27 protein-coding genes are annotated in these 22657 nt (G+C 33.7%); 3 read left to right on the top strand and 24 right to left on the bottom strand.

Going from position 1 to position 22657, the window contains the following annotated elements; all coding sequences use genetic code 11:
• Positions 1 to 6 precede the first annotated feature (6 nt).
• The 10 genes from I567_RS04695 to I567_RS12910 all read right to left on the bottom strand — a co-directional run bounded on the left by I567_RS04695 (position 7) and on the right by I567_RS12910 (position 5873).
• A complete protein-coding gene (locus I567_RS04695) occupies positions 7 to 372 on the bottom strand; it encodes a hypothetical protein (protein WP_016251101.1) in 366 nt (121 codons plus the stop codon).
• 16 nt (positions 373 to 388) lie between these two features.
• Entirely contained in the window at positions 389 to 940 is a 552-nt protein-coding gene (locus I567_RS04690; protein WP_016251100.1) for a 3'-5' exonuclease, read from the bottom strand.
• A 35-nt stretch (positions 941 to 975) separates the two neighbouring features.
• On the bottom strand, positions 976 to 1248 hold the full coding sequence (locus I567_RS04685) for a hypothetical protein (protein ID WP_016251099.1): 273 nt from the start codon (positions 1246 to 1248) through the stop codon (positions 976 to 978).
• Positions 1249 to 2010 (bottom strand): ParA family protein, encoded by a 762-nt coding sequence (locus I567_RS04680; protein WP_016251098.1) that lies wholly within the window; start codon positions 2008 to 2010, stop codon positions 1249 to 1251.
• 1 nt (position 2011) lies between these two features.
• The gene (locus tag I567_RS04675; protein WP_016251097.1) at positions 2012 to 2350 is read right to left on the bottom strand and encodes a hypothetical protein; all 339 of its coding nucleotides are present in this window, start codon (positions 2348 to 2350) and stop codon (positions 2012 to 2014) included.
• Between the two features lie 290 nt (positions 2351 to 2640).
• The gene (locus I567_RS04670) at positions 2641 to 2901 is read right to left on the bottom strand and encodes a hypothetical protein (RefSeq protein WP_016251096.1); all 261 of its coding nucleotides are present in this window, start codon (positions 2899 to 2901) and stop codon (positions 2641 to 2643) included.
• A 14-nt stretch (positions 2902 to 2915) separates the two neighbouring features.
• Entirely contained in the window at positions 2916 to 3974 is a 1059-nt protein-coding gene (locus I567_RS04665; protein WP_016251095.1) for a hypothetical protein, read from the bottom strand.
• A 444-nt stretch (positions 3975 to 4418) separates the two neighbouring features.
• Positions 4419 to 4793, bottom strand: a complete 375-nt coding sequence (locus tag I567_RS04660) for a type II toxin-antitoxin system death-on-curing family toxin (RefSeq protein ID WP_016251094.1) — start codon at positions 4791 to 4793, stop codon at positions 4419 to 4421.
• Between the two features lie 511 nt (positions 4794 to 5304).
• Positions 5305 to 5439 (bottom strand): hypothetical protein, encoded by a 135-nt coding sequence (locus tag I567_RS13025; RefSeq protein WP_018345197.1) that lies wholly within the window; start codon positions 5437 to 5439, stop codon positions 5305 to 5307.
• 197 nt (positions 5440 to 5636) lie between these two features.
• Entirely contained in the window at positions 5637 to 5873 is a 237-nt protein-coding gene (locus I567_RS12910) for a helix-turn-helix domain-containing protein (RefSeq protein WP_018345196.1), read from the bottom strand.
• Between the two features lie 116 nt (positions 5874 to 5989).
• On the opposite strand from I567_RS12910, the gene I567_RS04650 reads away from it, so the two are divergent.
• Positions 5990 to 6763 (top strand): hypothetical protein, encoded by a 774-nt coding sequence (locus tag I567_RS04650; protein WP_016251092.1) that lies wholly within the window; start codon positions 5990 to 5992, stop codon positions 6761 to 6763.
• Positions 6764 to 6843: 80 nt separating this feature from the next.
• Here I567_RS04650 and I567_RS04645 read toward each other — a convergent pair whose 3' ends face one another.
• The 8 genes from I567_RS04645 to I567_RS04610 all read right to left on the bottom strand — a co-directional run bounded on the left by I567_RS04645 (position 6844) and on the right by I567_RS04610 (position 12701).
• Positions 6844 to 7098: a type II toxin-antitoxin system RelB/DinJ family antitoxin gene (locus I567_RS04645; RefSeq protein ID WP_016251091.1), complete on the bottom strand. Its 255-nt coding sequence runs from the start codon at positions 7096 to 7098 to the stop codon at positions 6844 to 6846.
• A 45-nt stretch (positions 7099 to 7143) separates the two neighbouring features.
• The gene (locus tag I567_RS04640) at positions 7144 to 7542 is read right to left on the bottom strand and encodes a hypothetical protein (RefSeq protein ID WP_016251090.1); all 399 of its coding nucleotides are present in this window, start codon (positions 7540 to 7542) and stop codon (positions 7144 to 7146) included.
• Between the two features lie 505 nt (positions 7543 to 8047).
• The gene (locus I567_RS04635; RefSeq protein WP_016251089.1) at positions 8048 to 8233 is read right to left on the bottom strand and encodes a hypothetical protein; all 186 of its coding nucleotides are present in this window, start codon (positions 8231 to 8233) and stop codon (positions 8048 to 8050) included.
• 3 nt (positions 8234 to 8236) lie between these two features.
• The gene (locus tag I567_RS04630) at positions 8237 to 10603 is read right to left on the bottom strand and encodes a pLS20_p028 family conjugation system transmembrane protein (protein ID WP_457911901.1); all 2367 of its coding nucleotides are present in this window, start codon (positions 10601 to 10603) and stop codon (positions 8237 to 8239) included.
• A complete protein-coding gene (locus I567_RS12375; RefSeq protein ID WP_016251087.1) occupies positions 10572 to 11117 on the bottom strand; it encodes a hypothetical protein in 546 nt (181 codons plus the stop codon). The genes I567_RS04630 and I567_RS12375 overlap by 32 nt, the downstream gene beginning before the upstream one ends.
• A 1-nt stretch (position 11118) precedes the next feature.
• Positions 11119 to 11322 (bottom strand): hypothetical protein, encoded by a 204-nt coding sequence (locus I567_RS04625; protein WP_016251086.1) that lies wholly within the window; start codon positions 11320 to 11322, stop codon positions 11119 to 11121.
• Positions 11323 to 11325: 3 nt separating this feature from the next.
• Positions 11326 to 12186 carry a hypothetical protein gene (locus I567_RS04620; protein ID WP_016251085.1) on the bottom strand — a complete coding sequence of 287 codons (861 nt, stop codon included), beginning with the start codon at positions 12184 to 12186 and terminating at the stop codon, positions 11326 to 11328.
• Positions 12187 to 12401: 215 nt separating this feature from the next.
• Complete coding sequence (locus I567_RS04610) at positions 12402 to 12701, bottom strand: helix-turn-helix domain-containing protein (protein ID WP_016251084.1); 300 nt, start codon at positions 12699 to 12701, stop codon at positions 12402 to 12404.
• A 204-nt stretch (positions 12702 to 12905) separates the two neighbouring features.
• Between I567_RS04610 and I567_RS04605 the strand changes: the two genes are divergently transcribed.
• Both I567_RS04605 and I567_RS04600 read left to right on the top strand, forming a co-directional pair.
• On the top strand, positions 12906 to 13703 hold the full coding sequence (locus I567_RS04605) for a helix-turn-helix domain-containing protein (RefSeq protein WP_016251083.1): 798 nt from the start codon (positions 12906 to 12908) through the stop codon (positions 13701 to 13703).
• Positions 13704 to 13755: 52 nt separating this feature from the next.
• A complete protein-coding gene (locus tag I567_RS04600; protein ID WP_016251082.1) occupies positions 13756 to 14898 on the top strand; it encodes a site-specific integrase in 1143 nt (380 codons plus the stop codon).
• Positions 14899 to 14996: 98 nt separating this feature from the next.
• On the opposite strand, the gene sufB is transcribed toward I567_RS04600, so the two are convergent.
• The 6 genes from sufB to pnp all read right to left on the bottom strand — a co-directional run bounded on the left by sufB (position 14997) and on the right by pnp (position 22478).
• The gene (gene sufB, locus I567_RS04595; RefSeq protein ID WP_016251081.1) at positions 14997 to 16388 is read right to left on the bottom strand and encodes a Fe-S cluster assembly protein SufB; all 1392 of its coding nucleotides are present in this window, start codon (positions 16386 to 16388) and stop codon (positions 14997 to 14999) included.
• Between the two features lie 5 nt (positions 16389 to 16393).
• Positions 16394 to 16867 (bottom strand): Fe-S cluster assembly sulfur transfer protein SufU, encoded by a 474-nt coding sequence (gene sufU, locus I567_RS04590; protein ID WP_016251080.1) that lies wholly within the window; start codon positions 16865 to 16867, stop codon positions 16394 to 16396.
• Positions 16854 to 18095, bottom strand: a complete 1242-nt coding sequence (locus tag I567_RS04585; RefSeq protein ID WP_016251079.1) for an aminotransferase class V-fold PLP-dependent enzyme — start codon at positions 18093 to 18095, stop codon at positions 16854 to 16856. Before I567_RS04585 ends, sufU begins: the two co-directional genes overlap by 14 nt.
• Positions 18095 to 19387: a Fe-S cluster assembly protein SufD gene (sufD, locus tag I567_RS04580; RefSeq protein ID WP_016251078.1), complete on the bottom strand. Its 1293-nt coding sequence runs from the start codon at positions 19385 to 19387 to the stop codon at positions 18095 to 18097. Before sufD ends, I567_RS04585 begins: the two co-directional genes overlap by 1 nt.
• A 14-nt stretch (positions 19388 to 19401) precedes the next feature.
• Positions 19402 to 20175: a Fe-S cluster assembly ATPase SufC gene (gene sufC / locus I567_RS04575; protein WP_016251077.1), complete on the bottom strand. Its 774-nt coding sequence runs from the start codon at positions 20173 to 20175 to the stop codon at positions 19402 to 19404.
• Between the two features lie 191 nt (positions 20176 to 20366).
• Positions 20367 to 22478: a polyribonucleotide nucleotidyltransferase gene (pnp, locus tag I567_RS04570; protein WP_016251076.1), complete on the bottom strand. Its 2112-nt coding sequence runs from the start codon at positions 22476 to 22478 to the stop codon at positions 20367 to 20369.
• Positions 22479 to 22657 lie beyond the last annotated feature (179 nt).

Genomic DNA, 22657 nt, shown 5'->3' with positions numbered 1-22657 from the left:
AATATTTCAAATAAAATCCATAAATCTTTTAAGTGTTTCTTCAAGGCATGTTAGTACTTCATCCCTATACAGTGCTAATATGCCTTCATCTCTTGTTAAAATATCATTGTCTATCTGTTCATAATGAGCTTCCTCAATTAATATAATCAGAGGAAATCTATCCATCTCTATATGAAATTCATTTTCTTTTTCTATAAAATTACATACTTCTTTCAAAGAATTTGCTTTAATTAATAGTTTTTCCTTTGCCGTCATTACTAAGTAAATTTGCTCAACAAAATAGTGTCGGGGAAGTGTCAATAAATCATCTAACTTATATTGACTTATATCTATATATTTCACTTCCATATCCACCTTATCTTCATTCATCATGATTATCATTCCTTTCTCAATTCCAAAAATCTTCTGTATAATTTACGGTCTCGTAATATCCATCTAACTTGTTCAATTGTTTCAACTTGTTGTATGCATATAAAGTTGCCTTCACATCTTCTAAAGCCAAATGCGGACAGTAATTATATCCAAAATATGCTGCACAAGTGGTTAGTTTTTGCCATTTATAATCACCAAAGTATTCACTCCATTCACCATATACAGGAGCAAAAGCTTTCATGATATCTATCGTTTTCTTTCCTTCAAAATTTATCCCTATATTTTCCAAAAACGTAATATCAAAATTGATATTATAGCCAACTAACAATTCGGATTGATTGACAATTTTTTGTATTTGCTTTTTGTAATCAGAAATATTCGGGCAATTTTTAACCATCTCAGGACTAATTTTATGAATTTCTTGTGCTTCAAACCAACTCTTTTTGTGAGTTGGTTTGAACAGCTGATCTAGCAATAATTTGCCATTGCCATCAATAATGGACAATTGCAAAATTTCATCACCATACGTTAATCCCGTTGTTTCTGTATCAAAAACTATCAAATTCATTTTTAAGCTCCTTTTACGCTTGTCGATAAATTAAACTAAAGCAAGTCATTCAAAGTATTTAATTTTTCATCCGTTTGTAACAACAATTCAAAATACTCGTCAATTGCTTGATCTAAGTGTGATATATAGCTTTCTCCAGTTGCCATCTTCATCAATTCTAGCTTTCGATAGCTAGATTCTTTGATTTTAATACTTTTATATTTGACATATGCAACCTTTTCCGTTGGCTGAACTGCTGATTGTTGCTGCCTTAATTGCCTGGTGGATTGATAATTGTCTTTTAAAAATTGGTCATATCGGCTACTCATCTAAGCTACCTCCCTTTCAATTTCTTGTATCTTAACTACTAAATTTTGAAAGAAAGCGTCAATTGTTTCAAAACCTGCTCTATTCTTTTTGGCAGCGTCCGAACAATAGACGGATTGCTTTTCATACAATAAATCTAACTGGGGCAAGTAGCCTACATAATTATCAAATCTTTCCAACGTTTGAATAAGCTCTTTTGAACGATTGGCACGTTTATCAATTCGATTTGCCATCAAGAGCACTTGAGTGTGTGTATCAAAATCAATGTTTAATTCATTGACAAACGTACTCAAATTAAGGGCGGCAGAAAAATCATCCACACCTGGCATAGCAATCGATAAAACAATATCACTTGCAATTAATGCGTTTTGAGTGAGTATTCCTTCATCATTTTCTGTATCGATTAAGATATAATCATAGTTTTCTGATAGATACGCATAATTTCTAGCAATCCATCTAGCTAAAATAATTTCTCTTTGTCTCCTGGAAATAAGTCTTTCTTTTAGGGCAGAGACAAGCTTATGACCAGGTATTAAATCGAGATTTTCTTTTATGCTAAATGGATGAACATTTCCTTTTTCAAATAAATCAATGACTGTATTTTCAGTGGATTCAAATTCACCAAATCCAGTCGTCAAATTACCAGAATCATCTAAATCTATCATGAGTACTTTAGAAAATAGTCTTAATTTTTCTGCTAAATTTTTAACGGTGGTAGTTTTTCCTACGCCACCCTTATCTGAATTCGCACTAATAATCAACATATTACTTCGCTCCCTTTCTGTTTTTGGTTTTTGCAGCAATTTTAACTAGTTTCGTAAATTTCTCTGTTTTCATCAATCGTCCATTTAGTGTTTCAGCAACCAACAAATTGCCGACTTTAATCGTGACAATATGTTTAATGATTGCATAAAATGGTTCGTTAATTTTCACATCAGCTTTTCGTCCATCAATAATTGCTTTACCTTGTGGGACGTATAAACCATCCTTTCTGATATCCGCAATTCTATGCTTGTAAGCTGCGTCTAATTTTGCCGTTGCGTTGCCAAAAGTAGCAAGGTAGCGTAAGTCACGCTGAAAAATAGTGTTTTTATTGTTTTCCATACTTCTTTTCCTCCTTAGGAATATTCTTGAAGTCCCGAATTTACGGGGTGCTGAAGTCAAACGTATTGACTTTCGGTATTTTTTACGCAGAATTTTTAGTCTAGAAATTCCAACTCTTGTGCTATTTCTAATATAGCTACGTTAGTGACTGGGGGTAGTTCTGTCTCTACCTACTGTCTCCCTCATTTCTCTTTTTCATCCCATAGTCACGCTGATCAGGGCGACAGGTTGTTATTCAGTTATCAAAGACCAAGCAGTTTAACGACTTGCTAAGGTCAAAGATTTAGTGTTTAGTGCATTGTTTTTACTTTTTCCTGATTTGCTAAGGTTTGATTGAGAGCTTGCTGCAATGAATCATATAATTTTTCTCCATGATTCAATTGATGAAACTCGCCGCCATTATCTATCTTTTTGAAAAAATCAGGATAAAGATAATAACCTTCAGCTTGTCTTTCAAAGCGGAAGTAAATATTTTCTAATCCTTCCAGCTGAAAAGAACCAAAACGACCATCTTCTGGCATTGTGAGTGATGAAATTTTGTATGCTAACATTTTCAACACCTTCTTTATGCGAATTTATGTGCAGACGTTCGTAAAATGGAATCAATATCTGCATTTGATAAAGTAGCGTCAAGATAATCATTAAATCTAACAGTTTCAGTTTCATAAATGACACCTGGATTATCATTTACTGTCAATAAGCATTTCTTCCAAAAGTTCATCATCATCTTATAAAAGTAGCCAAACATGTCTTTAATTCCTTGTTCCTTCCAATTGCCTAATCGATATGTTTTAATGAATTTATTTACTTCAGCGTCTAACTCTTCAGAAAAAATATCGCCATAGATTTTCACACCAGCATTCAAATCTTTTTCAACTTTTCGTTTAGATTCATAAATTTTAGAAATAAGTTTTAATCCGTCTTTACCAAATTTAGATAATAATTCAGTCGATTGTTCAGACAGTAAAGGATATTTCTGAGTAGCAACTAAATTTTCATCTGCTATCAATTCAGAATGATTTTCTTGTTTCGATACTGGTTTCGATTGAGTATCTTCTATTTTTGTATTCAATTTATTTATAGTTAATTTATTACCTGCTGATTTTGAGCAGTTCATTTTGGACTGTTCAAAATCAACATCCCAAATATTTCCCTCATTTTTGGAGTGTTGATTTTCAACATCCCAAATCTCATCATCAGATAAATCTTGATTTTTCAATGTTTCTGATTTTGTTTTTGCTTTTCTACTCTTTCTTTCAATCAAAGGGACTCTTTCAAATCCTGAAGAAAGCAAATCAGATTCAATCGCCTGAATATCTTCTTCATCAAATTTTTCTTGAGTGAAATAATATTGATAGATATACTTCTTGCCATCTCGTTTACGAAAAGCAATGAGATAGTTCTGACTCATCAGCTCATTCCAGATTCGATCGATACAAGTACGCTTATTATGCTTAAAAGCCTTTTGTAGTTGCGTTTTATGAAACACGTAACTTTCTGGCATACTTTCCATGTAGGCAAGTAATCCTCTAGCCTCTAAGCTCAAATCATCATTTTGTAGCATTTCTCGTTTTATGCTCTCATAGCCTTTGTTTTTAACATATTTTTGCGTTGCGCCTGCCATATTTATTCCTCCATTCATTTCCTCCGCCAAAGGAAAAGCTCTTTATAAAGCAGGTCGTGGGAATCGAACCCACCTTAACCATTACCTGCGATTGTTTAACCTATAAATTGGCGGATAGGTTAAACATAGGGGGAATGAATATGCCTCAGAGGGCAATGAGTTAGTTATAACTAAACTCAATACAAATATTTGGACTTGCACCAAAAGTACTACTGTCTAGCTATTTGTCTCCCGTAAAAAAGTTTTCCGCCTAAACCAAAAAAGAGGATAGATTTCTCTATCCTCAAATATTGATTTATTCACTTTTTTACATCTAACTAAATTCTAGACACTTACAATCAGTAGTGTGTAGTCTCTGAGCACACTCTTTTCTTACTCAAAAAAAGCAGCCATAAGTACGCCTAAATATCAGTATTTATACAGCTACTTTGTAATATAATGTAATTATCCTTTTATTTCGTCTAATTCCAACAACTCAATACTTATTTCTTTTAATTGCTCTTTAGATATTTTACCACTCGCTACATCATCAACTACATTTTCCATTCTTTCACTAAAAATATCAGTATAGTATGAATAGTGATTAATATTCATAAAATATGTTCCAAGTAATAATGCCAATCTCTTATTACCGTATAAAAACATGTGAAGTTGTACTACTGAATACATCAAGTGTGTTAATTTATCAGCAAATGTAGGATAGTATAAATCATTTTGAATATTTGCAAGTACAATTTCCAATTGACCGTAATCTTTTATACCTTTTAATCCTCCTATCTCATCTATTATTAGATCATGAACCTTAATTGTATATTCCAAATCTATATATTCATATTACCTACCTTATTTATCCTTTAATTTCATATAAATTTCTTTATGTTGTTCGAGTTGTTTTTTCAATAGCTTAAAATTTAGTTCCAGGATACGCTTTGTATTCTTTTTCTGTATCCGTTGATTTGTTATTACGCATACTTTTTCGCTTCCATTATTTATCTATAATTACAATTTAGCATATATTCTAATATAAATCTTTTAGTTTTGTACTGTGTATACATAAAAATAGAGAAGCCCTTCTGATACGATAAGGCTTCTCTTAATTATTATTCTTCTTAGTAGTTTATCCCACACTACCTTCCAATAAGTCTTTTGGGACTCAATAATAAGAAATAAGTAGTATAGAGCTAATTCATTCAGCAAATTACTATAGAATGATGGTATGTATCGTCATATACCATCATCAGAAACGTAGCCAATATCGTAGCCAAAAAAACTAGGTAGAGAAGTTATTTGAAGAATCAAATTCTACATCTATATATTTATATTCTTCAATTTATTTATCCTTTAATCTCATGTAAATATCTTTATGTTTCTCAAGTTGTTTTTTCAGCAGTTTAAAATTTAGTTCCAGAATACGTTTAGTATCTTCCTTCTTTTTTTCAGCATCAGTAATTTGCTTTTCACTCACTTTATTCACCACCATTTATCAAATATATATTATCGTATATCTTGAACGTGTAGTTTTCAAACTAGTTAAGCCATCCTACAAGCTAATATCATAACATACACATACAACTAATGTTACATGCCTTATCATTGGTATTTGTGTTTTTTTTATGACAAATAAGAGTACCACAAAATAGTCTTAATAAAATATATAAATTGTTATTGGAGTAACTCGTCATAAGATACTTGTAGAATGTCTCTAATCGCTCTCAATTGTACCAATTTAATATGTTGCCGACCCCCCTCAATCTTCACCAACGTTTCCCTAGTGATAGAAATTTTTCTTAGTTGTAATTCTCTAACCAACTCAGTTTGTCCTATCTTTTTTTCTAACCGAATTCGCCTAATATTGCTACCAATTACATTCTTATTATCAATAATTTTTTCTACTTTCAAATAATAGCACACCTTTTGGACCAAAATTAATCCTTTTTTATATTAATCCTAAAGATTTTATGTGCTATAATGGGACCAGTATTAGTCCATATTCATTTTTACAAGGAGGAATATTTTTGAAAAAATTCGCAATCTTTCTAAGATGTGCAATACTCGTATCAACTATAAGTGGTTGTACCCTCTCTGAAACAAAAACTAAAAGTAACGAAACTAGTACAATATCTTCAGAAAAAAATTATCCTGTATATTTTTTCCCTGTTCCAAAGGATTTTAAAGCTTACTACCACTCAAAAGAACTTGAGGTACCATTATCTGAAACAAAATCTACTAAGACGATTCTACCGATTAAAATCCAAAAAAACCAAGAGGATATAAAACTAAAGGCTGTCCTTCCCTTGCTAAATGAAACCACAATTGACGCACAGCAAAATATCAAGTCAAATATAGAAAAAGGAACATTAGCACAATTTTATACTGAAAAAGTTGAACAATTTTTTGATGCCGGTGCTAATAGAGACTTTTCTAAAATAAGTAATTATTCTGATAACTTTTATCAAGAAACACAAGACGAAATCTCCAATTCAACGCTTTGGGGTGAAGATATGTATAATATGACTTTAAAGAAAATAAAAGCTTATGACTATCCTTTTCGTTTAAGCTTAAATGATGGCGTAATTTCTTTTGTATTAGCTGGTTACGTTGATTATGAATATACAGCAAATTATTTAGATAAGCCCCTTCAGAATAATAATTACGATATTAACTTTAAATTTGTCTACGATTCAAAGAATAAAACTTGGTTAGTTGATCAGTTTAGTACCGTTAATACAGGATTACAAGAATTACCCAAATCTGAAAATGAAGATGATTTAGTAATAAAAACATTCTAAAAAAATAAAAGAGTTGAAAGATGATTATTTTCTTTCAACCCTTTTTTAATAGTCTATGTCAATAGTAATTACTAGCAAAACTATTCTTCATTTAACCACGCTTCTATTTCTTCTTTGGTGTTTAATGGTTCTGGTGCAAAATTACTCATAACTTTATCAAAGCGACTATTTATTTCTTCTTCAGTTAATTGAACCTCTTTTGGAAATTCGCCTTTTGCAACAATTTTCTTGTATAAAGTTTGAACAGCTTCTTGAGGTGTCATTCCTTGTGAAAGTAAAATACTTTCTGCTTCTTTTTTTAACAAATCACTAATCTCTATTCTAATTAATGCCATTTATATTTTCCTTTCAAAGCTTAATTATTAGTTACCAAAAACACGTTAGAATTTGAAATCAAAGTCATATTTTCTTTTATCACTTGTTTTATTATCACTAACTTTGATTAAATCAGATTCAAATATTATAGCAACCATTTTTTCTATTCTATCTAGTTGATCGGTAACATTTTCTGGTAATTCTGCTTTAAGTTCTTTTTGTTTACCTAGCTTTAATTCATATTCCATGATTTTTTCTTTTGCTTCTCTTAACTCTTTTTCTAATTTCTTTTTCTCTGGATTAACGATTTTTGAATTAAATTTTGTAAGTATATCTAAATTATACACCATAAACCTAAACATACTAGCTTTCGTGCCAAAATACTCTTTATTCTTTTCAAAGTACTCATTAAAGATTCTTCTCGTTTCTTTTGTAGTAGAAATTTGTAAATATTTTTGTGTCATTGTATATTTCCCCTTTATATTTTTATCATCATTTCATTCAATATTTTTAAATAGATAATACTAAAATTATTAAACTTATAGATAAACTTACTTAAATACATCATTTTTACAGATATTTTTTAAAAAGAGCATAAGGAAAAACTTATAGCACCTTGCAAGCAAGGTTATAGCTAAGTTGGCGGTGCCAACTGGTTTTTCTAAATACTAGTGATATCATAAAAACAAAGAAAAATATTGTAATTTATAGTGTATAAAAAAGATACATTAGTATGTAATTTGATGTAATTTACATTGTATTTTCGCAAGGAAAATAAAATTTTTAACAACCTATTTTCCTTGCAAAAAACTTTACTTTTGCACTTCCCTAAACAAAAAAATTACGATTGCTTGCATACACCTTTAACGAAAAATACAAGCACATTTAAACAAAAAAACAAGGTCATCAATTGTTTTAAAATTTGCTAAACTTGTTCAGGTTATCAAAAAAATTTTTTCTAATTGTTTCTTAAATTTTGTTTTCTATTTTGAAAATCAGATTTTCGTATATATTTTGTAAATCTATTTCTTGCTGAATAAGTAAATTAATATAATTTTCAATCGATATTTTTTCAGGTAACAAAAAATTCATCAAATAAACAATTTTAGAAAGCGAATTGTATTCTTCAACGCTAACATCAACCTCTAATTTCATTTTTTAGATCTCCTTTTTCGAAAAATCAAAAAGCGGATTATAATCATTTGAACGATCTCTAAACAAATCATTATCTTCATAAGTAAATCTTTTTCGTTTTACTTCTTTCACTTCTTTGTTAACAATGACCGTTTCTTTATCTACTTTTTTAGCTTCTTGACGGTTCTCAACAATATTTATTTTTTGTGTTTTATCTTCTATGTTTGCTTGATTATGTTGCGCATGAATATTTTCTCTTACATCAATGGTACGGTTTGTTGTTCCAGTCGCTCCTTGTACGTTCTCTCTAACATCAATCGTTCTTGGTTGACTAATTGTTGAACCTTGAAGATTTTCCCTTACATCTACAGTACGGTTAGTCATTCCAGTTGCTCCCTGTACGTTCTCTCTCACATCGATCGTTCTTGATTGACTGCTTGTTGAACCTTGAAGATTTTCTCTTACATCAACGGTACGGTTTGTTGTTCCAGTCGCTCCTTGTACGTTCTCTCTAACATCGATCGTTCTTGGTTGACTGCTTGTTGAACCTTGAAGATTTTCCCTTACATCTACAGTACGGTTAGTCATTCCAGTTGCTCCCTGTACATTCTCTCTGACTTCAACTGTTCTTGGTTGACTGCTTGTAGAACCTTGAAGATCTGCTCTTACATCAACGGTACGGTTTGTTGTTCCAGTTGCTCCCTGTACATTCTCTCTGACTTCAACCGTTCTTGGTTGACTAATTGTTGAACCTTGAAGATTTTCCCTTACATCTACAGTACGGTTAGTCATTCCAGTTGCTCCTTGTACGTTCTCTCTAACATCAATCGTTCTTGATTGACTGCTTGTTGAACCTTGAAGATCTGCTCTTACATCAACGGTACGGTTTGTTGTTCCAGTCGCTCCTTGTACGTTCTCTCTAACAGATACCTCTCTATTGCTTGTATTTGCCCCTGTGAACCCTTGTGTACGTTGTCTAACCATTTCGTCACGAGTCATAGCTTCCGGCGTGTATTTCGCTTCATTTCGCTTCTGATTGATAATTTCTTCAGTAGATGAAGTTCCTGTATTATGAAGTGCATTTCTTCTTTGCTCAACATCTTGTTGAACTTTTTGCTGAACAGCACTCATATTGCCACCATTTTCCAAAGCTCTCATACGTTCTGAACTTGAAATAACTCTATCAGCACTTTCTATTTTTGCACCATCTTGACGATTAGAAAGTCGTGTAGGCATGGAAGTGTCGTATCTACCGTTATCTTGTGCTTTTGAAACTTTTGATCTACTATTCTTTTCTATTGCTGTTGCTGTACCATCTGTTAAGCCATCTTTAAATCCATCTAAACCACCTATAGCTACATTTCGCATATCCTTAAATGGTTTTGTTGCCTTTTCACCGACTTTTGATAATCCATCGGAAGCAAGTCCAGATAATCCACGTTCACGAGCATAACCAAACTTATTCCCAGTATACTTCGCTTTAGTTGCCAATGATTCACCAAAATTCTTTTCAGCTTGTCGATTATCTTGATTATCTGAAACTTGAGTGTCAGAACGCTTCGCCATTTTTGTTCTACCAAAACTAGTTCCTTTTCTAGCTACTAGAGTTCCTAAACCAAAGGCAGAAGCAAGCTGACCGTATCCTTCTTTCAAGCCAATATCTACGCCAAAGTAACGCATAATCGTGCTTGAACCTTTAATTAATACAACAACCGAAGCGATAAATGCAACTGTTTTTACGATTGGATTAATCGAAATTGTATTCATGTATGAAATAAATAGCCCAAACATCCCTAAACCGAACCCTTGAAATCCTATCGTTAAATAGCATTGTAAAATATCTGACAAGACCATTTTAGAACGTTGTCCTGTTTCTAGGTCAGTCGCAAAAACTACAACCCCAACTATACGTTTAAATGCCAATTCAATAACAGATGTAACAATAATGAAAAAGCTAAATGAATATGCAACCGCTAAAGATATCATTGCAATCAATAATCCCCACATATTAGTAGGATAACGATAATATCCTGTTTTTAGACTGTCAGAAAAGATAGAGAAGAAGCCATCATCAAATTTTGTTGCAACTAAATTCCCATTTGGATCTGGCACTAAATCGTATCTAAAATTACTTGCTTCGGGATTTTGTTTTTGCATTGCGTCTATGTAATCAGACGTCAGAACTTGCCCTAAATTAGTTAACATCAGATTATCCTTACTCAAATTATTACGTTGATTCAAAGAAGCTATTTTATTATATGCCCCTTTAGTTTGGTTCACGTAAGCCAAATCGGTAATATTATTTTTCATCAATGACCATGCTATATCACCATTACCACCAGAAATACTAACCGAATCTTTAATAGAATATTTCGGCAAATTTAATCCCACTAGTAATCATTGTTGGCATTAGTAAAATTAGGCATACAGAAATTACAACATTCATGCCAACAGATTTTAAATCAACTGTTCCTTTTCCTATAACCATTTTGTATCCAATAAAAATTAAAGATAATATCATCAATCCAACAACAATCGTGTCCAAAACTGATTGATAGACCTGATTCATACCTGTACTTTTAACAAAATTGAATAGAGTTAAAAAATCAGAAGTTAAACCTTGTATAGCAGTAGTTAAAAAATAAGCACCTTTAATAAGCAACCAACCCAATTGAATAAAAATCAACTGAACAATTCCGCCATCGAACTTTTTGAGATACGGTCTTAAGTTAGGATTCGTTAAAAATTCAGTCTGTTTTTGAGTATCCTCTTTAAAAAAAGAGGCAAAAACATCTTTTTCATGGAAAAACATTATAAATATTATCGCAACTAAAATAAACAAACATAAATAAATGTATTTATTTGCCCCTTTTTTCCCTTCTATAGCCTTTTTAAACATAATCAATCTAATTCACCCTCCCCCAATTAAAAAGTGTCAGAGCTAATTCTAGAGCCTTATTTTTTGATAATAGAATATGAGTGATTAATTCATCACCATTAGTCGCACGAACATCAAGCAATTTTGTGTTAAATGTAATGACCTCTTTGATTATTAGGGTATCATTATTATCATCTTCGCATGATGTAAAAAAAAAGCGTTTTATTGTCAATCATTATTTATATCCTCCTAAGCTCTTTAGTATTTCGTTCCTATTTTTTTGCACATTCTCGGCAATCTCACTCCAGTGATTTTTGACTGATTTTGTAAAATAGGCTATATCATTAACCTCAGCACCTGAATTTATTTTTTGATTCAAATTGTAGAATATTCGAGATAACATTTGATTAGTTTTTTTGTGGTAATTTTCAGGATTAATTTCTATCGCAAATTCTTTTTCTGTTTCTTTTTTTGTCTTAAATAAAATTTGCAAAAAATTTAGCCGTTGCGATTCGGTGTATCTGTTGCCATCACGATTCAGGATTAACAGACCTTCATTATCAAGAATTCCAACGTCAACTGGACTAACCTTATCTATACTTACCTTATCTAATCTTATCTTATCTGACCTAATCTGATCTAATCTTAACTGAGGATCCGTTTGGTATACCAGTGGTTGTTCTTCGGCATACCATTTATTCATTAATTCTTCTCTAAGATTCTCTGTTTGTTTGCTTTCAAGAATTTTTGATAATTTAATAGGTTTTAGGTTGTTGAAATAATTAGGATATAAATTAAGCAATCTGAACCTATGCATAGAAGGACGATATCTATCTATCCTCAGACTTTGATTTTGCAACCAATCAGGCAAAAATACCAAATAATCATCGATGGGGACAATGTATCCCTTTGCTTGCAGAATTTTTAAATCATCTTCCTTTGAACCTAGCATTTTAATAATTGAATACGAATCAATAATTCCATCATCATCAGCATTCACATTTAGATATACATACAAAACCTGTGCTGAATCTGGCATTGTCATGAATTTCGAATCAAGTAAAAAACTTTTTGATAACATTCTTTTTTCAGCCATTTTATTTCTCCATACAATTTTTTATGTTAAAATAAACTCATATAAAGTTTTGTCAGAACTTTATATGAGTGTTCCCCCAGTCTCCAAACTTTTGGGAACACTCTTTTTTTATTTTCCTCAAAGCATTTTTTATCCCTTTTTCAGCATATTCTTTTTGCATTGAATCAAAAGATAAATATATTTCGATTTCCGACATTATTAACCGTACTATTTCCTCATCTTTCAATATTTTCACCACTTTTCATGCGTGCCAACATAAATTCATTAACTAACTTTTTCGAATAAAACTTTCTTGCACCTAATACTGTTACAGGTAACCCTTCATTTCTAACAACATTTTTTAAAAAGTTTTCGCTCACATTTAAGTATTCTGCCATTTCTTTTTGATTGAGATATTCCCTTGTCATACCCGCATTTTCTTGAGCCTTTTCAATAGCTTTTGTAGCAATTTGATAAAATTGCTTTAGAAACATTTCCTCTTGCTCTGGTGAAATCATTAATTTTATTGCTTCCATAATACTCTCTCCTTTTTATTGATTATTCTATAACTTCTCCACCCTGAAAATTATTACTTTTTGTTACAAAATATCGCAAAGTAACAAAAAGTAACAATCCACATTGTTAATATACTATCACCTCCTATTAATGTCAATTGTTTTTTTGTCTTTTTTTGTTACTTGATATATAATGAAACCAAATTACGTAAAAGAGGTGATTGTATGAAACCAAATCCTGTTGAAACAGGTAAAAGAATTAAATCAATTCGTTCTAATTTTGGAATGACTATGGAACAATTTGCAGATTTAATTGGAAATGCTCAAAAAGGAAATATTAACAATTGGGAACGAGGATTCTCCCTTCCCAACAAAGAAAGATTAATTAAAATTGCTGAATTAAGTAACAAAACTATCGACTGGATTAAATGGGGAACATTAGAAGAATATATAACTTCGTACCTCATAGACAAAGGATATGAATTATATATCAAAGATTTTCCAGATACATCTCACATTATTTTTGAAGATATTCAGGAAAAATATAGCGAAACTTTTTCATTAGACAAAGACTATGAATTGCTGAATCCTATAATAAAAAATATATTTACAAAGTATTACTCAAAATATTTAAGTAATTATTTAGATAATATATTTGTTACTGACATCACCCCTCTTATCAAAGAATATGCTGATAAAAAACACTCTATTTCTACGGAACTATTCTTTAAAAGGGCTTCTAGTAAAATTCAAGATTCAATAAATAAGAGTGATTGTAAATATGGTGAAAAAGAAAAAATTATTGATTATTCAAGACAAGTCTTAGATGAAATGGACTTAGCATATAAGGATATCTCAAGATACTCATCCATTGAAGATTTCTTCTATCAAAATACTAAAAACCAATTTGAAACAGAAAAATTAATTTATGAACTTAGCAAAAAGTATAACTTCCCATACGAGAAAAATAGTACAACTGCAAAATTCTTAACTAATAATCACGACAAATTCAAACATAATTGATTCTTCAAATAACTTCTCTACCTAATAATTCACGAAGTAAGGAGAGAATCATATGGCAACATTTTTTAGTTATAGATTAAAAAGCGGAGAAAAATACTGGGGATTTGAAACATATTTAGGAAAAGATCCTAAAACCGGAAAAGATATACGTACAAAGCGAAGAAGATTTAAAACAAAAGCTGAAGCTCAAATTGCACTCAATAAGCTATTAGTAGAATATAAAGAAGAACAAGAATATAAAATCAATATTACAACTTTTCAAGAGTTATATGAATTATGGATTGATAACTATAGAAGCAGAGTAAAACCATCCTCTGTCGCTGTAGCTCAACGTTTTTGTAAAAATCATATATTGCCTGTTTTTGGCAAATTGCGGTTAGATAAGATAAGTGTTAGTTACTGTCAAAAACAAGTTAATGAGTGGCATAAAAAGTTAAAACAATATAACTATTTAAGAAAAACCACCGCACAAATCTTTAAATTTGGAATAGCAATGGAAGTCTGTAAAGATAATCCAATGTCTAAAACGCTACTCCCAAGAAAAATAGAAGTAGAGCAATCCTTGAAGTTCTATACAAAAGAACAGCTACAAACTTTTCTACAAAATACGAAAGAGAATCACTCAACTAAGATATATACTTTCTTTCGCTTATTAGCTTATACTGGGATACGCAAAAGTGAAGCATTAGCACTACAGTGGGAAGATGTAGATTTTTTCAACAAAACGTTAACTATTGGTAAAACAATTGCACAAAATGAATTTAATCAAGTAGTCTTACAAGTTCCCAAAACCAAATCATCAACAAGAACAATTCAACTGGATGAGACTACAATTAAACAGCTACTTATCTGGCAAAAAGAGCAATTAAAAATAATGATTTTTCATGGATATAACACTAACTCACCAAAGCAATTTATTTTTACAACAAATGAAAATAAACTCTATTATCCACAAGTAGCAAATGATTGGCTTGACTGGATTTACAAAAAAACACCTATGGAGACTCAAATTACTCCACATGGATTTAGACACACTCACTGTAGCCTGTTATTCGAGAGTGGTGCTTCAATAAAAGAAGTACAAGAGCGACTAGGGCATAAAGATATTAAAACTACAATGAATATCTATGCTCACGTTTCACCACAAACTACTAAAAAAACTGGAGATAGATTTGCGAAGTTTATGGAGCAATAAATCAGAACGTAGCCAATATCGTAGCCAATATGTTAAAGAAAAGAATAAATAAAGCTCGAAACGCTTATTTTAAAGCATTTCGAGCTTCTCATTAGTAATTACCCTACACTACCTTCCATTTCGTAGCTGATTAAGCGATTAAGCTCAACGGCATATTCCATTGGTAGCTCTTTGGTAAATGGTTCCACAAATCCCATCACAATCATTTCTGTGGCTTCAGCTTCTGATAAACCGCGGCTCATCAAGTAGTAAAGCTGCTCTTCAGAAATTTTTGAGACTTTGGCTTCGTGCTCTAGAGATACTTGACTATTATGAATTTCATTAAATGGAATGGTATCTGACTTCGATAATTCATCCATAATAATCGTATCACACTCGATATGTGAAATAGAGCCTTGAGAATTCTTGGCAAATTTCACTTGACCACGATAGTTTACTTCCCCACCGTCTTTTGAAATGGATTTAGAAACGATAGAACTTGAAGTATTTGGCGCATTGTGAATCATCTTCGCACCAGTATCTTGAATTTGGTTCGCACCAGCAAAAGCAATTGATAACATCGTTCCGCGTGCACCTTGACCTTCAAGATAGACACTTGGATATTTCATTGTGGTTTTGGCACCAAGGTTACCATCAATCCATTCAACTGTTGCATTTTCTTCTGCACGGGCACGCTTGGTTACTAAGTTGTAAACATTATCAGACCAGTTTTGAATCGTTGTGTAACGGCAATAAGCATCTTTTAACGTAAAGATTTCAACAATCGCCGCATGCAAACTATTACTTGAATAAGTCGGCGCAGTACATCCTTCTACATAATGCACACTCGCCCCTTCATCTACAATAATCAAAGTACGTTCGAATTGACCAGTATTTTCGGCATTAATTCTAAAGTAAGTTTGTAGCGGAATCTCACATTTGACTCCTTTTGGTACATAGATGAACGTACCACCTGACCACACAGCTGAGTTTAAAGCCGCTAATTTATTATCGGTTGGAGGGACTAATTTTGCAAAATATTGCTTAAATAATTCCGGATATTCTTTCAAAGCAGAATCCGTATCCGTGAAAACAATGCCTAATTTAGCAAATTCATCCTTCATATTGTGATAAACAACTTCTGATTCGTATTGCGCAGAGGCTCCGGCTAAGTAGGCACGTTCAGCTTCTGGAATCCCGATTTTTTCAAAAGTATCTTTAATTTTATCTGGCACATCATCCCATGAACGAGCTGGCTTATCACTAGGTTTTTGATAATATTTAATTTTATCAAACTCAATATCTGATAAGTCTGGGCCCCATTCTTGCATTTTCATTTTATGGAAGGTTTCTAATGATTTTAAGCGAAACTCTAACATCCAATCAGGTTCGCCTTTGACTCTTGAAATTTCACGAACGACTTCTTCTGTTAAGCCAGTTCCGGTACTATAAACGGGTTCGACATCATCGTGAAAACCAAATTTATATTCTTCTAACTCTGGTACGCCCACATTGATCACTCCTCATGTTTTATTTCTTCGGTAATTTTTGTTTCAGTTGGGTTGGCAATTGCTTTATCCAAGGCTTTCCAGGCTAAAGTGGCACATTTAATTCGAGCGGGGAATTTCGCCACACCAGAAAGCATACTTGCATCGCCTAATTCATCTTCTAAAGTAATTTCTTGTCCTTGAACCAATTCAGAAAAAGCAGCAGATAATTCTTTGGCTTGCTCGAGCGTTTTGCCAATTACTGCATCGGTCATCATGGAAGCAGAGGCCGTCGAAATCGAGCAACCATGCCCATGAAAAGCAATATCTTGAATCAGACCTTGATCATCAATCGCCAATTCTAAATGAATCACATCGCCACAAGTTGGATTATTTAGCTCGATTTGTTGACTAGATTGATCCAAAGTTCCGTGATGATGTGGATGACTAGAATGATCCAAAATAATTTGTCGATATAAGTTATCTAATTTAGATAGCGCCATTTGCAAAAAACTCCTTTGTTGCCAGAATCGCTGCCACTAATTGGTCGGCTTCTTCTTTGGTATTGTAAAAATAAAAACTTGCTCTAGCCGTTGCAAAACAGCCTAGTTCTTTAATTAAAGGTTGTGCACAATGATGACCCGCTCTGACTGCAATGCCCTGCATATCTAAAGCAGAAGCGACATCATGTGGGTGCAGATGATCCAAATTAAAAGCAATCACCGCCGTATGTTCTGCAGGATTTTGCGGTCCATAGATAGTTAGTCCTTCAATTTGTTGTAATTTTGGTAACAGATCAGCGACAATGGCTTGTTCATACTCATGAATGGTTTGCATACCGATGTTTTCTAAATAATCAATTGCTGCACCTAAACCAATCGCCCCGGCAATATTAGGGGTACCTGGCTCAAATTTCCAAGGTAAGTCAGTCCAAGTACTTTTATAAAGGTCAACAAAATCTATCATCTCACCGCCAAATGCCACGGGTTCCATTTTTTCAAGTAAGGCTTGTTTGCCATAAAGAACACCGATGCCTGTTGGGCCACACATTTTATGACCGCTAAAACAATAGAAGTCACAATCTAAATCTTGGACATCCACCGGCATATGCGCCACTGCTTGCGCCCCATCAACAACCATAATCGCTTGGTGTTGGTGAGCAAGTTGCGCAATTTTCTTCACTGGATTTACTGTCCCTAAAACATTAGAAACTTGCGCCAAAGCAACAATAGCTGTTTTTTCATTAATGATTGTTTTCGCTGCTTGTACGTCTAAATGTCCATCAGCGGTTAAAGGGATATAGCGCAATACGGCTTGCTTGCGTTTGGCTAACTGTTGCCAAGGAATCAAATTCGCATGGTGTTCCATTTTCGATATAACAATCTCATCGCCGGCTTGGATGAATTCACCATAACTTTGCGCAATGATATTTAAACTATCGGTTGTGCCTTTAGTAAAAATAATTTCTTTATTGCTATTGGCATGGATAAATTGTTGAACTTTTTTCCGCGCTGCTTCAAATTCGGCTGTTGCACGTTCAGCTAAGGTATGCACGCCCCGATGAACATTGGCATTATCTTGTAAATAATAATGATTTAATACATCTAAGACAGCTTGCGGTTTTTGTGTCGTTGCTGCATTATCTAAATAAATGAGTGGCTCATCATTGACAATTTGATCAAGCACTGGAAAATCCGCGCGTATCTTCTTGGCATCAAAAGTTTCTGGCATTAAGCATTCAACTTCCCTTCGATGACATCTACTAATTCTTGTTGCACCGTTTTAATTGGAATAGCTGTTAAGACGCCACCTAAGAAACCACGGATGACTAAACGTTCGGCATCTGCTTTCTTCAAGCCACGACTCATCAAATAATACATTTCTTCAGGATCCACACGACCGACACTAGCTGCATGTCCTGCGGTAACTTCATTTTCATCAATTAATAAAATAGGGTTCGCATCGCCACGAGCTTGGTCAGAAAGCATTAATACACGGCTTTCTTGTTGGGCATCTGCTTGTTTAGCGCCCTTAATAATATGACCAATGCCGTTAAAAGTTAGGGTTCCTTTTTCACGAATAACACCATGTTGTAGAATATGACCCACTGAATAAGAAGCTTTATTCGTCACTCGTGTATCGATAGCTTGGACTTGTTTGCCTGCACTAATCGCCACAATTTTGACTTCAGCGTGTGAACCAACACCGACTAAGTCAGAATCAAAATCAGCGACAATATTGCCATCATTCATAACACCTAAAGCCCAATCAATTGAAGCATCACGCATTAAATAGCCACGACGATTCATATAAGCTGCGACATTTTCACCTAATTGGTCGATGGCAGAATATTTTACTTTCGCACCCTCTTTTGCAATCACTTCAACTACGATATTGCCGGCGATTTCTTTTGCAGCCTTTCCTTGGGAGATAAAACGTTCTAGATAATTCAATTCACTATTAGTATCTGCAACGATTAATAAATGTTTGTAAAAATGCGCTTTAGAGTCCCCATTATGATAAAAAATCGCTTCAAAAGGTTCTTCTACTACGACATTTTTCGGTACATATAAGAACATTCCACTATTTAAGAAAGCCATATGCGCAGCGGTTAGTTTATTTTCATCAAAAGGTACTGCTTTGGTCATTAGATATTGTTCGACCAATTCAGGCATTTCCTGTAAAGCTGTAAACAAATCGGTAAAGACTACCCCTTGTTCGATTAAATGTTGTGGTAATTGTTCAAAAATAGTTTGACTATCTTGTTGCACAAACATTGGATGATTATCGATTTGATCAAAACTGGCAACATTTTCACTATATGTTTCTTGACCATTTAGCACGTCTTCGTCAATTGCTAATAATGGCCAACGATGAAATTTCGCACGTTCGATTTGTGGTAAAGCTAATTCATTGATTTTAGCTAAGGCTTGTTGGCGAAGAGCAAGCATAAAGGCTGGTTCTTCTTTTAAAGCAGAAAAGACGTTGACTGCTTCTTGATATTCCATCAGATCTTTTTTCATTGATCGATTCCCCCTTACGCTTCGTCTTCTTTGTATTCAATACCTAATTCTTTACTGATACCGGCATATCCTTCTGCTTCAAGACGTTTAGCTAAATCAGCATCGCCAGTTAAGACCACACGTCCATCCATCATAATATGCACGACATCTGGTGTAATATAGTTTAATAAACGTTGATAGTGGGTAATGATTAAAGCCCCAAAGTCATCGCCACGCATCGCATTGACCCCTTTAGCAACTACTTTTAAGGCATCAATATCCAAACCAGAGTCAATTTCATCTAAAATCGCAAAGCTTGGTTCTAACATTAATAATTGTAGAATTTCATTACGTTTCTTTTCCCCACCTGAGAAGCCTTCATTTAAGTAACGTTCAGCCATTTCTTCAGGCATATTTAATAAGTCCATCTTTTCGTCTAATTTTTTCAAGAATTCGCGAACTGAAATCTTATCATCTTCTTCACGACGCGCATTGATTGCAGCACGCATGAATTCTGCATTAGTAATTCCTGGGATTTCACTTGGATATTGCATTGCTAAGAATAAACCTAAGCGCGCACGTTCATCCACTTCTAATTCTAAAATATTTTGACCATCTAATAGAATTTCCCCTTGTGTCACTTCATAATTTGGGTTACCCATAATTGCAGCGGACAAGGTAGATTTCCCTGTTCCGTTTGGTCCCATAATGGCATGAATTTCACCTGTTTTTAGCGTTAAGTTCACGCCTTTTAAAATTTCCTTATCTTCAATTGAAACATGTAAGTCTTTAATTTCTAATGTTGACATCTCATTGCCCCCTTTTATAATGTTCTTTTTTATTTTAGACTAATTGAGAATGATATTCAAATCAATTGCACTCATTTCGCGAAAAATTTTTTAACTTTTTAGAATAAGTATAAAAAAGAAAGTATTGTCTCCAGGATTTCCCTAAAAACCAATACTTTCTTCTATTTATGAATTACTATGAATTACATCGATTATTCTTCTTCGTTTAGTAAAGCTTTACGTGATAAATTAATACGTCCTTTATCATCGATTTCTGTTACTTTAACAAGGATTTCATCGCCTAATTTCACGACATCTTCCACTTTATTCACACGTTCATTAGCCAATTGAGAGATGTGTACTAAGCCATCTTTACCTTTGATTAAATTGACAAAAGCCCCGAATTTTTCAATACGAACGACTTTTCCAAGATAAACTTGGCCAACTTCTACTTCTTTTGTGATTTCTTCAATGATTTCAATCGCTTTTGCAATCATTTCAGCATCAGATGAAGCAATTGAGACATTACCATCTTGGTCAATATCAATTTTTACGCCTGTTTGTTCGATGATATTATTGATTGTTTCGCCGCCTTTACCGATGACATCTTTAATTTTAGCTGGATCGATTTGAATCATTTCAATCTTAGGCGCATATGGGCTCAATTCTTTACGAGGTTCACTGATTGTTGAAGTTAACTCAGCTAAGATTTCCATACGAGCTTTTTTCGCTTGTTCTAACGCTTCTGTTAAGATTTGTTCGGTAATCCCTTGAATCTTAATATCCATTTGTAAAGCAGTAATCCCATCTTTCGTACCAGCTACTTTGAAGTCCATGTCTCCTAGGTGGTCTTCTAAGCCTTGGATATCTGTTAAAATTGTATAGTTTTCGCCATCAGAAACTAACCCCATTGCAATCCCAGCTACTGGCGCTTTGATTGGCACCCCAGCATCCATTAAAGCTAGTGTACCGGCACAAATACTTGCTTGAGAAGATGAACCGTTAGACTCTAATACTTCCGCAACTAAACGGATAGTGTAAGGGAAGTCTTTTTCACTAGGAATGACTTGCGCTAAAGCACGTTCGCCTAAAGCACCATGTCCGATTTCACGACGACCAGGAGAACCTGCACGACCAACAGACCCAACTGAAAATTGTGGAAAGTTATAGTGGTGGATGAAACGTTTAGACTCTTGAACACCTAAACCATCGATTACTTGATGTTCCCCCAATGGCGCTAAAGTACAAGCTGATAAGGCCTGAGTTTGTCCGCGAGTAAATAATCCTGAACCATGCACACGTGGTAATAATGCTACTTCAGAAGATAATGGACGAATTTCATCTAGCTTACGACCATCTGGACGAATCTTATCAATCGTAATTAATTCACGAACGACATCTTTTTCTAAGTCTTCCGTGATTTGTTTGACTTCTTTTAATAATTGACTTGCTTCTTCTTCGTCTTCAATATCAGCGGCGATGGCTTCGTATTCGGCAATAATCATCGCTTTGACGTTTTCGATTTCTTCTTCACGCGCCAATTTTTCTTCTGTTAAGACGGCGGTTTTCATTGTTTGGTAGTTTGCATCATAAATGGCTTTTTTCAATTCTGGATCAAGTTGCAATAACACAACTTCCATCTTCTCTTTACCAACTTGGCTCACTACTTCTTCTTGGAACGTCACCATTTCTTTAATAGCTTCAAAACCAAATAATAATGCACCTAACATATCTTCTTCAGATACTTCTTTGGCACCTGATTCTACCATGTTAATCGCTTTTTTTGTTCCGGCAACTGTTAAATCAATATCTGATTGCTCTTGTTGTTCAATAGTAGGATTCAATACATATTCGCCATTGACACGACCCACTTGAACACCAGCAATCGGACCATCAAATGGAATATCTGAAATAGAAAGCGCTAAAGAGGAACCTAACATTGCGGCCATTGCTGGTGAGCAGTCTTGTTCCACACTCATAACGATATTTGTGACTTGAACTTCATTTCTAAAACCTTCCGCAAACATTGGACGGATAGGACGGTCAATCAAACGCGCGGTTAAAGTAGCTTCTGTAGACGGACGACCTTCACGTTTAATAAAGCCCCCTGGGACTTTACCAACTGCGTACATTTTTTCTTCATAATTGATGGTTAATGGGAAGAAGTCAGCATCTTTGGCTTCTTTTGAGGCAACTGCTGCACTTAGTACTACAGTATCTCCATAACGAACTAAAACAGCACCATTGGCTTGTTTTGCTAATTGACCGATTTCAACTGATAGTGGGTGGCCTCCCCAAGTGGTTGAAAATACTTGTTTTGTCATAATGTTTCCTTTCTTACCGGGGGACTTGCTACTAAACAAAGGGAAACGCACAAAAATTTGTTCCCTTTCCTTTGGTTAGTAGTAAGACAAAGAAACCCCAGTGATAAAAATTTCAATCAATTTTATTCGTGGGCAAAGTTTCCCACTGGATAGCTTTGTTTACGGATTTAGGCAACGAA

This window comes from Enterococcus cecorum DSM 20682 = ATCC 43198 (assembly GCF_000407565.1).
Taxonomy (GTDB): Bacteria; Bacillota; Bacilli; order Lactobacillales; family Enterococcaceae; genus Enterococcus_E; species Enterococcus_E cecorum.
The sequence above is the reverse complement of the archived record's forward strand: the minus strand, read 5'-3'. Positions and strand labels throughout refer to the sequence as shown.

Bases quoted from the DNA above. Each gene is read 5' to 3' on its own strand.
- I567_RS04695 (WP_016251101.1), bottom strand. From the start codon at position 372: ATGATGAATGAAGATAAGGTGGATATGGAAGTGAAATATATAGATATA.
- I567_RS04690 (WP_016251100.1), bottom strand. From the start codon at position 940: ATGAATTTGATAGTTTTTGATACAGAAACAACGGGATTAACGTATGGT.
- I567_RS04685 (WP_016251099.1), bottom strand. From the start codon at position 1,248: ATGAGTAGCCGATATGACCAATTTTTAAAAGACAATTATCAATCCACC.
- I567_RS04680 (WP_016251098.1), bottom strand. From the start codon at position 2,010: ATGTTGATTATTAGTGCGAATTCAGATAAGGGTGGCGTAGGAAAAACT.
- I567_RS04675 (WP_016251097.1), bottom strand. From the start codon at position 2,350: ATGGAAAACAATAAAAACACTATTTTTCAGCGTGACTTACGCTACCTT.
- I567_RS04670 (WP_016251096.1), bottom strand. From the start codon at position 2,901: ATGTTAGCATACAAAATTTCATCACTCACAATGCCAGAAGATGGTCGT.
- I567_RS04665 (WP_016251095.1), bottom strand. From the start codon at position 3,974: ATGGCAGGCGCAACGCAAAAATATGTTAAAAACAAAGGCTATGAGAGC.
- I567_RS04645 (WP_016251091.1), bottom strand. From the start codon at position 7,098: ATGGCATTAATTAGAATAGAGATTAGTGATTTGTTAAAAAAAGAAGCA.
- I567_RS04640 (WP_016251090.1), bottom strand. From the start codon at position 7,542: ATGACACAAAAATATTTACAAATTTCTACTACAAAAGAAACGAGAAGA.
- I567_RS04635 (WP_016251089.1), bottom strand. From the start codon at position 8,233: ATGAAATTAGAGGTTGATGTTAGCGTTGAAGAATACAATTCGCTTTCT.
- I567_RS04620 (WP_016251085.1), bottom strand. From the start codon at position 12,186: ATGGCTGAAAAAAGAATGTTATCAAAAAGTTTTTTACTTGATTCGAAA.
- I567_RS04610 (WP_016251084.1), bottom strand. From the start codon at position 12,701: ATGGAAGCAATAAAATTAATGATTTCACCAGAGCAAGAGGAAATGTTT.
- I567_RS04605 (WP_016251083.1), top strand. From the start codon at position 12,906: ATGAAACCAAATCCTGTTGAAACAGGTAAAAGAATTAAATCAATTCGT.
- I567_RS04600 (WP_016251082.1), top strand. From the start codon at position 13,756: ATGGCAACATTTTTTAGTTATAGATTAAAAAGCGGAGAAAAATACTGG.
- sufU (WP_016251080.1), bottom strand. From the start codon at position 16,867: ATGGCGCTATCTAAATTAGATAACTTATATCGACAAATTATTTTGGAT.
- I567_RS04585 (WP_016251079.1), bottom strand. From the start codon at position 18,095: ATGCCAGAAACTTTTGATGCCAAGAAGATACGCGCGGATTTTCCAGTG.
- sufD (WP_016251078.1), bottom strand. From the start codon at position 19,387: ATGAAAAAAGATCTGATGGAATATCAAGAAGCAGTCAACGTCTTTTCT.
- sufC (WP_016251077.1), bottom strand. From the start codon at position 20,175: ATGTCAACATTAGAAATTAAAGACTTACATGTTTCAATTGAAGATAAG.
- pnp (WP_016251076.1), bottom strand. From the start codon at position 22,478: ATGACAAAACAAGTATTTTCAACCACTTGGGGAGGCCACCCACTATCA.